This window comes from Sphingosinicella humi, from assembly GCF_003129465.1.
GTDB classification, from domain to species: Bacteria; Pseudomonadota; Alphaproteobacteria; order Sphingomonadales; family Sphingomonadaceae; genus Allosphingosinicella; species Allosphingosinicella humi.
In genome coordinates this window covers 11,294-23,207 of the sequence record NZ_QFFF01000002.1, presented here as the reverse complement: position 1 = coordinate 23,207, position 11,914 = coordinate 11,294, and the positions used below count along the sequence as shown (strand labels likewise).

Below are 11,914 nucleotides of genomic sequence, written 5' to 3'. Positions count from 1 at the left end.
GCGCGCGGCTTGCCAAGCGCATTTCAGGGGATAGAGCGGTGCCATGCGCATCGCTTTCATGGGAACGCCCGATTTCGCCGTGCCGACGCTCGACGCCCTCGTTGCGGCAGGGCATGAGGTCGTCGCCGTCTATTCGCAGCCGCCACGACGCGCCGGTCGCGGCAAGGCGCTGAGACCCTCGCCGGTACAGGAAGTGGCGGAGGGCCTGGGCATTGAGGTGCGGACGCCGGTGAGCCTGCGCGACGCGGAGGCTCAGGCAGCGTTCGCCGCGCTCGATCTCGATGTGGCGGTGGTGGCGGCCTATGGTCTCATCCTGCCCGCGCCGGTGCTGGACGCGCCGCGGCATGGTTGCCTCAACGTTCACGGGTCGATCCTGCCGCGCTGGCGTGGCGCAGCGCCCGTGCAGCGCGCAATCCTGGCCGGCGATGAGACGACCGGCGTCACCATCATGGGAATGGAGCTAGGGCTGGATACCGGGCCGATGTACGCCGTCCGGGAGACGCCGGTCGACGGCAAGACGGCGGGCGAACTTACCGAGGAGCTGGCGGCGATCGGCGCGGCCTTGATGGTGGAGGTGCTGGACGACCTTCCGCGCCTGACGCCGACGCCCCAGCCCGAGGAAGGCGTTACCTGCGCCGCCAAGATCGACAAGGATGAGGCGCGGCTGGATTTCAGCAAGAGCGCCGTAGAGGTCGAGCGGCAGATCAGGGCGTTCAACCCCTTCCCCGGCGCCTGGTTTGAACATGGCGGCGAGCGGATCAAGATATTGGCGGCGAGCGTGGACGAGCGCAGCGGCGAGGCCGGGACGACGATCGATCATGGCCTGGAGATCGCCTGCGGCACCGGCGCCATCGTGCCGAGCTTCGTCCAGCGGGCGGGCCGTGCCGTCATGACGCCATCCAAGCTGCTGCGGGGTTTTTCGATCCCGGCGGGCATCCGCCTCGGATGACGCGCTTCCGCCTGACCGTGGAGTATGACGGCCGCCCGTTCATGGGCTGGCAGCGGCAGGGACATGGCCCTTCGGTGCAGCAGGCGATCGAGGAGGCGGTTTTCGGCATCACCGGCGAGCAGGCGACGCTCCATGCAGCCGGGCGCACCGACGCCGGAGTCCACGCGCTGGCGATGACGGCCCATGTCGACGTGGCAAAACCGATCACCGCCTTCCGGCTCGCCGACGGGCTGAATGCCAAGCTGCGGCCACATCCGGTAGCGATCCTGAAGGCCGAAGAGGCGGCCGACGACTTCCACGCGCGCTTCAGCTGCATCGGGCGCCGCTACATCTACCGGATCGTCAATCGGCGCGCGCCCCTGGCGCTGGAGGCGGGGCGAGCCTGGCGGGTGCCGGTGCCGCTCGACGCCGAGGCGATGCAGGAGGCGGCGCAATGCTTGGTCGGGCGGCATGACTTCACCACTTTCCGATCGGCGCAATGCCAGTCGCAAAGTCCGGTGAAGACGCTCGACCGGCTCGACGTCCGGCGCGAAGGCGAGGCGATCCTGTTCGAGGTGGCGGCCCGCTCCTTCCTCCATCATCAGGTGCGATCGATGGTCGGGTGCCTGGAGCTGGTCGGACGCGGCAAGTGGAGCGCGGCGGACCTCAAGGCGGCGCTGGAGGCGCGTGACCGGAACGCGCTCGGCTTCAACGCGCCGCCCGACGGCCTCTACTTCGCGGCGGCCATATATCCGGACGAGGCGCCGAGGCCGAACAGCCGCTGAAGCGACTTGTCGAGCATCAGCAGCTGCCAGAGCAGGCGGCCATGGTCGGCCTTGCCGGCGCGGTGGTCGGCCGCAAGGCGCGATATGGCGGCGGCATCGAACCAGCCCAGCTCGGACAGAGCGGAACTTCTGGCGATAGCGGCGGCCTCGCTCGCGAGGGGACCGCGGAACCAGGCGCTGATCGGGGTGACGAAGCCCATTTTACGGCGATGGAGGATGTCCTCCGGCAGATAGCGCCTCATCGCGCGCTTCATCAGCCATTTGCCGCTGCCGCCACGAAGGCGCATGTTCGCCGGCAGCCTCGCGGCGAATTCGACCAGGCGGTGGTCGAGCAAGGGCTCGCGCGCTTCCAAGCCCACGGCCATGCTGGTGCGGTCGACCTTGGTGAGGATATCCCCCGGGAGCCAGATTTTGAGATCGGCATATTGGGCGCGCGAGAGCGGGTCCTTTGCCGGCGCCTCCGCCATGGTCTTCACATAGCGCTCTTCCGCCCGGTGGCCCTGCAGCGCCTTAAGGAGCGCGGGGCCATAGAGGCGGGAGCGGAGCGCCGGCGGCGTCACGCCTACCGCCTCGGCATAGGCCTCGCCGCTGGACTTGCCGAGCGCCTGAAGGGTGGTGCGGGCGCGGAGGAAACGGGGCGCCCAGTCGAGCTTGGGATAGAGATCGCCGAGCCGGCCCAGAGCCCTGCCTACGTCCCCCGGCAGGAGCCCCCTCGCCCGCTCTTCGGCGGCGAAAAGTCGGTAGCGGCGATAGCCGGCAAAGGCCTCGTCGGCGCCGTCGCCGGAGAGGGCGACCGTCACCTTCTCCCGCGCCAGTTCGCTGACGCGATAGGTGGCTAGCGCGGAGGCGTCGGCGAAGGGCTCGTCGAAGGCGTCGGCCAGCGTATCGATCAGGCCGAAATCGGCGGCGGCGACGGTGCGGGCGCGGTGGCGGGTGGCAAAGCGGTCGGCGACGAGGCTGGCGTATCCCGTCTCATCATGGTCCGCCTCGTCGAAGCCGATGGAACAGGTCTCGACCGCGCTCCGGCTGGCCTCGGCCATCAGCGCAACGACCGAAGAGCTGTCGACCCCGCCGGAAAGGAAGGCGCCGAGCGGAACGTCCGCCACCATGCGCGAGCGGACGGCCGTGCGCATGATCTCGGTCAGCTCCTCGGCGAGAGCGTTCGGCTTGCCGCTGACAGGATGGCTGAAATCGACGTCCCACCAGCGGACGGGCGGGCCGACGCCCCTGCCCCGCTGTAGGAGGAGGTACTGGCCCGCGGCGAGCTTCCTGACGCCCGCGACGATACAGGCGTCGTCCGGCACATAGCCGAAGGCGAGATAGTCATCGACCGCCTCGGGGCTGACCGTGCGGCGCAGGCGCGGATGGGCGAGAAGCCCCTTCAGCTCCGAGGCGAAGACCAGCGCTCCGTCCGGAAGCTCGGCATAGTAAAGCGGCTTCACGCCGAGCCGGTCGCGGGCGAGGAAGAGCGCATCCGCCGCAGCGTCATAGAGGGCGAAGGCGAACATGCCGTGCAGGCGGGAGAGGCAATCCGGCCCCCATTCGCGCCACGCGGCGAGGATCACCTCGGTGTCGCTTTCGGTGCGAAAAGAGTGGCCCTTCGCCTGAAGCTCCAGGCGCACCTCGCGAAAATTGTAGATTTCGCCATTGTAGGTGATCGCCGCCCTCTGGTCGGGCGTCAGCATGGGCTGCGCGCCGCCGGCAAGATCGATGATCGATAGACGTCTGTGGCCGAAGCCGATGCCGGGTCCCGTCCAGATGCCGCTCCCGTCGGGTCCGCGATGGACGAGCATGTCGGTCATCGCCTTGACCCGCGCCGGATCGACCGGCTTGGGGACGGATACGTGAAAGAGGCCGGCGATGCCGCACATGCTAAAGTCCCGCGGCGCGGTCGGCCAGGGCCGCGATCGGCCCCAGATCGGCAAGGAAGGCGTCGATGGCGGGACGCGGGCTAACGCCGTCCGCGGGCGCCTCGGCGGAGACGAGCACCGCCACCGCGCGCTGCGGGCCGCCGAACAGCCGCGCCTTCACCGTCTCCAGCTTCACCCTGTAGTCGCTCCCCGTGAGTATCCCGCCGACCCGATAGAAGCTCAGCACTTCCCGGACACTCCCGTGCGAGGCGATACGGTCCGACCGTCCGCCGGGCACAGGGGTCCCCGATGCCGTCCAGGCCCATCGGGCTTGAGGCCCTATAGCGCCCTGGCCGAAGGCGACAATCTCCCGCCCCTCCTCCTGACGCGAGAAAACGGCAACGACGAGATCGACCTCCTGCCCCTTCGCATTGCGGTAGCGCGCGATGCGCAGGGCATCGGCACCGGCGAAATGGGGCTGCCAGGGGCGGCCGCTCTCGCGCGGCACCTGCTGCCAGCCTGGTACATCCGGCAGGGAGTAGCTGGCTGGCGCGGCCTGATGCCCGGCCGAGGCGATGGCGGTCGACCAGGCAAGCGGAAAGGCGGCGATCGCGAAAGCGGCCGCGGCTGTGCGGATGACGGCGAAACTGGACCCGGGCTTATCGGCCTGCAGCGTGTCGGGATCGAACCAGGGGTCGTCGATCTTGCGGTCGAAGAAGCGCCAGCTTGCGGCCATCAAGACGGCGATGATGAAGGCGAAGAAGAACCAGCCATAGATGACGTGATCGAAGCTCGCCGCGAATTCTATGTCGGTGAGATGGGCGATGTAGATGGTGCCCCAGGCGCGGATACCGTTGGCGACGATCGGAATGACCACGGCCGCGATCATGAAGAGCACGCGCCGCTTCCACGACGTGAAGCAAAGATTGGCGACGAGCGCGCCCAGGGCGACCATGGCGATCAGGAACTCGACGCCCGAGCAGGCCTCCGCCACTTCGAAATAACCGCTGGGGGTGGTGATGAAGACGCCCTCGATATGGGCCGGGACGCCGACAAGGCCCAGCAGCACCATCGAAATCTCGGCGGTCAGCGTCTGCATCGCCGGCATCAACTCATCGCCGATGGGGACCATGAAAAGTCCGTAGGCAATCGGAAAGGCGAGCGCGCGCGAAACCGCCTTGCCGAGGCAGGTGATGACGGCGCCCTGCACCAACAGTATCAGCGCCGCCTGCCGCGCAATCGCGGCGAAGCCCGCCTCACCCAGCAGCCAGAGGAAAGCCCCGGCGCCGACCAGCAGCAAGCCTGGCCACCAGGCGCTCGGTTTGAGCCGCTTCAGCGCCGGCCAGCGCTGCCACGCCAGCCAGCCGATAATCGGCAAGATCAGCGCGCAATGATTGTAGGTCGAGCGTGTGAGCCAGACCGCGACCAGATCGGCCGCATCCCGATGGAAAAGGATGAGGATGCCGCCGGCGAGACAACCGAGCGCGATGAGATGAACGCGCCAGCCGCGGTCCATCTCGCCGGCAGCGGCGCGGATCGGGAGCCAAGCGGTCATGCCGCCGCCCGCCCCGGTTCGGCGAGGATGTCCGTCAGCGGCGCCAGCCTGGTTTCCCAGCGATAAGCTCGTTCCATCTGGGCGCGTGCACTCCGGCCCATCGCCTCCGCAACCTGCGGGTCGAGAAGACCGAGCACGGCGTCCGCCTGGGCGCGCGTGCCTTTAGCGACGATGAGATCGCGACCGGGCTCGGCCTCAATGCCTTCGAACGCGGCGGGCGAGGCGACCACAGGCCGCGCCATCGCCATCGCCTCCAGCACCTTGTTCTGCACGCCGCGGGCGACGCGGAGCGGCGCCACCACCACATCGGCGGCAGCGAGCCACGTGCGGATATCCGAAACGGCGCCAGTCACGACGACATTCTCGCCCTGCTCGAGGCGTTGGACGCCTTCGGTGGGGCTGCGGCCGACGATGGCGAAGCGCGCGTCCGGCCTTTGCCGGCGGATCAGCGGAAGGACGTCGCGGGCGAAAGTGGTGACCGCCTCGATATTGGGCAGATAGTCCATCTGGCCGGTGAAGGCGATCAGGGGTCCGCCCATCGACTCCAGCTTCGGGAATTCGGCGGCGGGATCGTAGAAGTCGAGATCGACGCCATTCTGGATGGCGCGAATATCGGCCGCCGGAAGTACAGCCTTGGACCGAAACAGCCCCGCTTCGGACTCGCTGACGAACAGGCTGACGTCAGCCCGGGCGGCGGTGGCGCGCTCGAAGGCGAACAGCTTTGCCGCCTCGCGCCGATAGACCCAGGAAAAAGGCGCCCTCGCCTCCTCCGCATATCCGGCGAACTTGGCGCTATCCATGTCGACGAAGTCCATGACGAAGCGCGGCTTGGCGCCTCGGGGCACGAACTGCGCCATCTGGCTGGAGAAGGCGAAGACGGTCCCGACAGAACCGCTGGCGAGCAGCGGGTTCACGAAAGCCCTGAACGCGGGGCTGTCGAACAGCGGCAGCGACAGTGGTTCACCAGACACGAGGGCCTGAAGCCCCGCCTTCAACCGGCCCGTCCGTCTCACCTCGACATGCGCCTCGCCGAGGCTTCCCGCCATCGCTTCCCTCAACGCCGGCAGATGCGCTGCATCCGCTTCGTCATCAGCGAAGCAGGCAAGATGCACCCGCGCTAGGCCCCCCAGATGCTTCAGCATGTGCCAGGAGCGGATCTTGTCGCCGCGATCGGGCGGATAGGGGATGCGGTGGGCGAGGAAGAGGATGCCGTCCATCAGCCGAGCCCCCTGGCGATCGATGGGCCGAGGCGGTTGGCGAGCCAGAGCGGTAGCCTTTTCCAAGCGGCGACCTGCATCCGGTATTTGGGGCTGAGCGGGTTAATCTCGCGCGGCGGCACACCATCGGCCGCGCGTTCCGCGTAGACGAGCGGCTGGGGCTCGAAACCCCAATTCTTCTTGAAGGCGAAGGCGCCGGTGCCGAGCTTCGAGCGGCCGAAATCGAAGCGCGTGCAGCCGCGCCGGACGGCGTGGCGCATCAGTTCGTAATATATGAGCTCGTTCGCCCGCCACGTCCGCGCCTCGGCCGTGCCGCCGCCCCAATAGGGATAGACCGTCCCCTGGAAATAGAAGCTGAGCACGCTGGAGAGCGGCCGTCCGTCCTTGCTGATGGTGAGAATGTCGGCGTCATCGCCGAACGCCTCCAGCATCGCCTCGAACAAAGCGCGCGGGAAGACGGGCGTGCCGAGATTGCGGACGCTTTCGGAATAGACGCGATAATGGTGTCTGGTCCCGCGGCCGATCGAGACGTCGAGGCCGAAGCCCAGCGCCCGGCGAATCTCGGCCCGCTGTTTGCGCGGAATCGAGGGAAGGATCCCACCGTCCTCGTCCGGTAGCGCGCGGACGAAGCCCGCATAAGCACCCTCGCACCGGCGCCAACCTGGCGGAATACTGCCTCCGCGCAGCTCCACGGTCGGGCAGCCAAGGCGTTGCGATAGGCTCCAGGCCGCGTCGGCCAGCGAGGCGGCCGCGACCTCATGATGCGCTAGGATGCCGCCGCCGACGCCGAACCCGGTGGAGACCAGGACGGCTCCGAAGAGCCTGGAGCGGACTTCCGTCAGCGGCAGCAGGCCGACGAGATTGCCGGAGGAATCTTCCGCAAGCAGATAATGGCCGCGCTGGCCGCAACCACGCTCGACCGCGAGGCTCCAGCGCGGGCTGTGGAAGGGCTGCGCGTCGGGATGCGCGGCGATGAACGTCTCGATCCGTTCCCGCTCGCCCGCGTCCTCCCGGTCGGCGATGCGGACGGCGACGCCCGCCACGGGTGCGAAAGCGTTCATGACACCCGCTCCCGCTCCACCGCGACCACCTCATCCGTGCGCCCCCATGGATAGGCCTTGAGTATTTTCAGCAGCTTGCCATGCATTGCTGACAAGCGGATGTAATGCCGAAGGCGCGAGCGCAGGGGCGCGTTGCGGACTCGCGGCTGATCGGGATCGATATCCCAGGGATGGAAATAGAAGACGGCGGGGCGACGTTCGTCCTCGTTCACGCGGGCGATCGCCCAGTGGGAGAAACGGTAGGGAAGCAGGCGGAAGAATCCCCCGCCCCCCGCCGCAAGCCGGCGGCCGGCCACTTCGACGGTGGTGACGGGCAGCTCGATCAGATGGGAGTCGACCAGCGGGCGGTGGGCGAAGCGCGGCGCTTCGGGCCAGCCATAATGATCGTGGCGGACCGGCGCGACGCTGGAAGAATAGGCATAGCCTTCCTCCGCCAGGACGCGGTGGGCCCAGGGCGTGCGCTTGTCGATCGAGAAGCTCGGCGCACGGTAGCCGATCGGAGACTGGCCACAGGCATCCTCTATGGCGATGCGCGCCCGCTCCAGATCGGCGCGAAAGGTGGCGGGACCGAGGGTGAAGACCCGCTTGTGATCCCAGCCATGGCTGGCGACCTCGTGGCCCGCATCGGCGATGCGACGGATGAGGGCGGGGTAGCGTTCGGCGATCCACCCCAAGGTGAAGAAGGTGCCCTTCACGCCGGCCTGTTCGAACAGCGCCAGCACGGCGTCGCTGTTGCGCTCGACGCGGTGAAGCAGGCGGTCCCAATCCTCACGCGCGATCACCGTCTCGAAGGCGCCGACCTGGAACCAGTCCTCGACGTCGACCGAAAGCGCGTTGAGCATGGCGACCTCAGGCCGCGCGGTGGCGATAGTCCGGCGGCCCCTCGCCATTCTCGATCCAATCGACGAGCAGGATGAGAACGCGGCGGATCGCCTTCTCCTGCTCCTCCAAGCGCGTTTCCAGCTCGGCGACGCGGCGTTCGAGCGCCAGGTCGTGCACCGGCTGGGTCGCTTGCCCGGTCGGCTCCGGCCTCCGCGGCGCGGAGGCGTGTAGCGGAAGGACGGGCTCTTGGCGCGGAACCGGGCGGGGACTGTCGGACGCCATGTCGGCGGCGACCGCTTCAACCGTCTCTTCGCCGATCGTCTCCAGCTCTTCCATGGCGGCGTAGAGCAGCAGCCGGCTGGCCAGCTGGTTCACGCGGCGGGGGATGCCGTTGGTGTGGCGATAGAGCGCCTCGAAGGCGCCAGCCTCGAAGCTCGGACGATCCCGCCAGCCGACGATGCGGAGGCGGTGGAGGATGTACCCCTCTATCTCGCTCGCCTCCATCGGATCCAGATGATGGGTGGCGATGACGCGCTGGCGAAGCTGCTCCAGCCGCTCCGAATGGGCGAGCTCATCGCGAAACTCGGGCTGGCCAAGCAGGAAAATCTGCAAGAGCGCCCGCCCGCCCGCCTGGTAGTTGGACAGCATGCGCAGCTCTTCCAGCGCGGAGTGCGGCAGGTTCTGCGCCTCGTCGACGATGAGAAGCGTGCGCTTGCCCCGCCGCGCCTCCTCCGCGAGGCGCTCCTCGACCAGGTCGAGCAGCCGCGCCTTGGCGACACCGTCGGTGGCGATGCCGAGCTTCTGGGCGGTGAGGCGAAGCATGTCGTCACCCTCGACCTGGGTCGAGACGATGCTGATCGCATTGAGGCGGGCGCGATCGATGGTCGCCTGGAGGTGCGCCACCAAGGTCGACTTACCGGCGCCGATGTCACCGGTGATGACGATGAAGCCTTCACCCTGGGCCAGGCCGTAGCCGAGATAGGCCATCGCCTTCTTGTGGGTGCGGCTGTCGAAGTAGAAGCGCGCGTCGGGCGTCAGCTGGAAAGGCTGGTCTGTGAAGCCATAATGGTCGGTGTACATCGCCCGCTCCGCTAGAAAGTATATCTGAGGCCGACGAGGCCGGAGGCGATCGTGCTGTCGAAATCGCCGTCGAAGTCGCCGCTGTCGCTGGTGAAGAGCCCGGCCGCGGCATAGCCCTGGAGACGATCGATCCAGAGCGTCCGGTGATAGCTGCCACTGATCCCGGCGCCGACGCTTTCGGGACTGCCGGGAAGGCCGCTGTCGAACCACGCCGCATAGGCGTTCACATTGACGCTCGACGTGCGGCTCAGCGCGCGGCTCACATAGCCGTTCAAGGTGAAGCTGTGGTCCTTGCGACCATCGAGCGTGAAGCCGTCGAGCGTGATGCCCGGCTGCACGTAGCGGCGCTGCGCATAGCCTGCGCCTACGCCCATGCCCCAGGGCCCGCGGCCGCCGGAGAAAAGGATGTTGGCGCCGCGTATGCGGAAGTTGGAGCTGTCGATCGACTGGAAGGCATCGTCGAAGCAGACGCCGCTCCCGCCCTCCTCGCCGAAAACGCAGCCGCCGACGCCGCCGAGGCCAGGACTCAGCGGATTGGGATTGACGTTAAAGTTAGCCGGCAAGCCATTGAGATTAGTCAAAGTCAGCTGTCCAAACGTCGACACGCTGTCATAGACGTTGGCGGAAAGGCCATAGGCGTCGCTCAGCGCGTGGCGAAGCGAACCGACGACCGTCGTGCCGCCATAGCGATGCCCAACCCGCGCCTGCAACTCGGTGCGACGGCTTGGCCGCCAGATCACGCCGGCATCGTAAATGAGCCCGTCCGTGTCGTAGGTCAGAAGACGCGGCTTCGTCGGATCGGCGATCAGATCGCCATCGGGCGAAATGATTGGTACACCGCCCACATCTCGAAGGATATCCTGTTGACTGGCCTCGATATCTTCATAACCGACACCCGCCGTCAGGGCCAGGCTGTGGGACACGGGAACGACGATGTCGCCGCGAACATATTGTCCCTCGAATTCGCGATCGAGGCGGTCCACCTCCTCGCGCACATAGCCGGCGCCGATGGTCCAGCCGAACGGCAGGCGCCCGGGCCCCATGCCGACGCTGGCGTCGGCATTGTGGACGACCGAGCTGTCATAGGGGTCGAAGGCCGGCCGGTCCGGATCGCCGGCCAGGCTGTGGTCATCGACATGGACGTAGCCGAGGCGATAGCTCGCACCGACATCGAGGCCCCCGACCCGCGTAGACAGGGTCGGCCCGACATAGGCGCTGTAGACTTCCGCGACGTTGGGCGCATCGACCGTGTTGAAGCCCAGGACCGGACCGCGTGCATCGGCGCGAGAACGCGCGGCGAGCGCGCCGGCATCGAGGCTCAGCAGGTTCGGCACGACGTCTAGGCGAGCCTGGGCAATGCCGGTGTGTACATTGTCGTCGGAAAGATCGTCGTCCCAGGCGAAGCGATGTTCGTAGCGATAGCTTATCTGGGCTTCGAACCGCCGGGCGCTGACGCGGCCGTCGATGCCGGCGACGGCGGCCGTGTAGGTGAGCACGTCGCCGCCGTTGAGATCGGCGCTCAGCACCTGCTGCACCTCCAGATAAGGCGCGACGTCGGTACGGGCCGAAGCCGGAGGCGCGGCAACGGCGAGAAGGACCAGCGCCGCCAAGGCCGCGCAGCCACGCACGATCGGCTGAAGAAAAGCCTGCCTAATCATGGCTATATCCGTAGTAGCTGCCAAAGCGTCTGCCGTTGGCGGCGAAGCCGGCGGCGTTCAGCATGAGGCTCACAGCATCGCAGCCGGAAAGCAGACCGACCGCTTCCCTGAGATCGGATTCGGTGGTCACGTCCGCCCGCACCACCATCATCACCTGCCCGACATGGGTGGCGAGCACCGTCGCCGGCGACGCCATCAGGGCGGGCGGCGAGTCGAACAGGACGATGCGCCGGGGATGACGCCGGGTAAGGTCGGCGAGCACCTGACGCGTGCGGCTCGAGGCGAGAAGCTCGGTGACGTTGTTGGTGCGGCTCCCCGCCGGCAGCACCGCAAGGCCCTCTATGTCGGTGCGGATCACATGGGACTCCACGTCCGCGGCAGGATCGGCGATCGCGTCGATCAGGCCCGGCCCCTCCTCCAGCCCGAGGGTGGAAAGCACCTCGGGCTTGTCGAAGTCGCCGTCGACCAGAAGGACTTCGAGATCCTTCTCGGTGGCGAGAGAAAGGGCGAGATTGACGGCCGAGAAGGTCTTTCCTTCGTTCGGCTGGCTCGAGCAGACCAGGATCGTCCGCCGCTTGTCCTCGGCAATATGGTCGCCGCTGACGCCGAGCAGGAGCTGGCGCTTGATGATGCGGAACTCCTCGGCGAGGCCGGTGACCGGCGCGTCCGGCAGGATGTAGCCCGCCGTCCGCAGCGCTTCCCGGTCCACCTTTCCGAACCGGCTCGCGGCCAACGGGCGATGGGGCGCCGCCGGCGGCGAGACTTGCGCCTTCTCCGCCTTCGGACGCTCGACCTGAGGCGGCGTCTCTGCCGCCGGCTTCTCTACGGGCGCGGCCTCCGCCACCGCGGATGCGAGCGGCGCCGGCGGTGCAATGCGCAGGCCGGAGTTGAAATCATAGATCTGGGCCGCCCGCTCGAGGAGCGACCCGCCGGATTTGAGGGCGTTGCCTTGTGTCAT

Annotated in this window: 10 protein-coding genes; 2 read left to right on the top strand and 8 right to left on the bottom strand. The window is 67.7% G+C overall.

What is annotated here, in order from left to right; all coding sequences use genetic code 11:
• Nucleotides 1–43 precede the first annotated feature (43 nt).
• Together fmt and truA are read left to right on the top strand one after the other, a co-directional pair.
• Nucleotides 44–949, top strand: coding sequence for a methionyl-tRNA formyltransferase (gene fmt / locus DF286_RS13435; protein WP_109272207.1), 906 nt, complete (start codon nucleotides 44–46; stop codon nucleotides 947–949).
• Nucleotides 946–1,713, top strand: coding sequence for a tRNA pseudouridine(38-40) synthase TruA (gene truA / locus DF286_RS13430; RefSeq protein WP_109272206.1), 768 nt, complete (start codon nucleotides 946–948; stop codon nucleotides 1,711–1,713). Before fmt ends, truA begins: the two co-directional genes overlap by 4 nt.
• Here truA and DF286_RS13425 read toward each other — a convergent pair.
• Genes DF286_RS13425 through DF286_RS13390 form a run of 8 tightly spaced genes read right to left on the bottom strand, consistent with a single transcriptional unit; the run spans nucleotide 1,659 to nucleotide 11,914 of the window.
• Complete coding sequence (locus DF286_RS13425) at nucleotides 1,659–3,584, bottom strand: XrtA/PEP-CTERM system amidotransferase (protein ID WP_109272205.1); 1,926 nt, start codon at nucleotides 3,582–3,584, stop codon at nucleotides 1,659–1,661. The genes truA and DF286_RS13425 overlap by 55 nt on opposite strands.
• Nucleotide 3,585: 1 nt before the next feature.
• Nucleotides 3,586–5,118 carry an exosortase A gene (xrtA, locus tag DF286_RS13420; protein WP_109272204.1) on the bottom strand — a complete coding sequence of 511 codons (1,533 nt, stop codon included), beginning with the start codon at nucleotides 5,116–5,118 and terminating at the stop codon, nucleotides 3,586–3,588.
• Nucleotides 5,115–6,335 (bottom strand): TIGR03087 family PEP-CTERM/XrtA system glycosyltransferase, encoded by a 1,221-nt coding sequence (locus tag DF286_RS13415; protein WP_109272203.1) that lies wholly within the window; start codon nucleotides 6,333–6,335, stop codon nucleotides 5,115–5,117. The genes xrtA and DF286_RS13415 overlap by 4 nt, the downstream gene beginning before the upstream one ends.
• Nucleotides 6,335–7,396, bottom strand: coding sequence for a FemAB family XrtA/PEP-CTERM system-associated protein (locus DF286_RS13410; RefSeq protein ID WP_109272202.1), 1,062 nt, complete (start codon nucleotides 7,394–7,396; stop codon nucleotides 6,335–6,337). Before DF286_RS13410 ends, DF286_RS13415 begins: the two co-directional genes overlap by 1 nt.
• Nucleotides 7,393–8,238: an XrtA system polysaccharide deacetylase gene (locus tag DF286_RS13405; RefSeq protein ID WP_109272465.1), complete on the bottom strand. Its 846-nt coding sequence runs from the start codon at nucleotides 8,236–8,238 to the stop codon at nucleotides 7,393–7,395. Before DF286_RS13405 ends, DF286_RS13410 begins: the two co-directional genes overlap by 4 nt.
• 7 nt (nucleotides 8,239–8,245) lie before the next feature.
• Nucleotides 8,246–9,298, bottom strand: a complete 1,053-nt coding sequence (locus tag DF286_RS13400) for an XrtA/PEP-CTERM system-associated ATPase (protein ID WP_109272201.1) — start codon at nucleotides 9,296–9,298, stop codon at nucleotides 8,246–8,248.
• A gap of 11 nt (nucleotides 9,299–9,309) precedes the next feature.
• Nucleotides 9,310–10,956: a porin family protein gene (locus DF286_RS13395; protein ID WP_109272200.1), complete on the bottom strand. Its 1,647-nt coding sequence runs from the start codon at nucleotides 10,954–10,956 to the stop codon at nucleotides 9,310–9,312.
• The gene (locus DF286_RS13390) at nucleotides 10,949–11,914 is read right to left on the bottom strand and encodes a P-loop NTPase family protein (protein ID WP_109272199.1); all 966 of its coding nucleotides are present in this window, start codon (nucleotides 11,912–11,914) and stop codon (nucleotides 10,949–10,951) included. The genes DF286_RS13395 and DF286_RS13390 overlap by 8 nt, the downstream gene beginning before the upstream one ends.

What these genes read in the sequence shown, in the direction of transcription:
- fmt (WP_109272207.1), top strand. Translation starts at nt 44, where the DNA reads ATGCGCATCGCTTTCATGGGAACGCCCGATTTCGCCGTGCCGACGCTC.
- truA (WP_109272206.1), top strand. Translation starts at nt 946, where the DNA reads ATGACGCGCTTCCGCCTGACCGTGGAGTATGACGGCCGCCCGTTCATG.
- DF286_RS13425 (WP_109272205.1), bottom strand. Translation starts at nt 3,584, where the DNA reads ATGTGCGGCATCGCCGGCCTCTTTCACGTATCCGTCCCCAAGCCGGTC.
- xrtA (WP_109272204.1), bottom strand. Translation starts at nt 5,118, where the DNA reads ATGACCGCTTGGCTCCCGATCCGCGCCGCTGCCGGCGAGATGGACCGC.
- DF286_RS13415 (WP_109272203.1), bottom strand. Translation starts at nt 6,335, where the DNA reads ATGGACGGCATCCTCTTCCTCGCCCACCGCATCCCCTATCCGCCCGAT.
- DF286_RS13410 (WP_109272202.1), bottom strand. Translation starts at nt 7,396, where the DNA reads ATGAACGCTTTCGCACCCGTGGCGGGCGTCGCCGTCCGCATCGCCGAC.
- DF286_RS13405 (WP_109272465.1), bottom strand. Translation starts at nt 8,238, where the DNA reads ATGCTCAACGCGCTTTCGGTCGACGTCGAGGACTGGTTCCAGGTCGGC.
- DF286_RS13400 (WP_109272201.1), bottom strand. Translation starts at nt 9,298, where the DNA reads ATGTACACCGACCATTATGGCTTCACAGACCAGCCTTTCCAGCTGACG.
- DF286_RS13395 (WP_109272200.1), bottom strand. Translation starts at nt 10,956, where the DNA reads ATGATTAGGCAGGCTTTTCTTCAGCCGATCGTGCGTGGCTGCGCGGCC.
- DF286_RS13390 (WP_109272199.1), bottom strand. Translation starts at nt 11,914, where the DNA reads ATGACACAAGGCAACGCCCTCAAATCCGGCGGGTCGCTCCTCGAGCGG.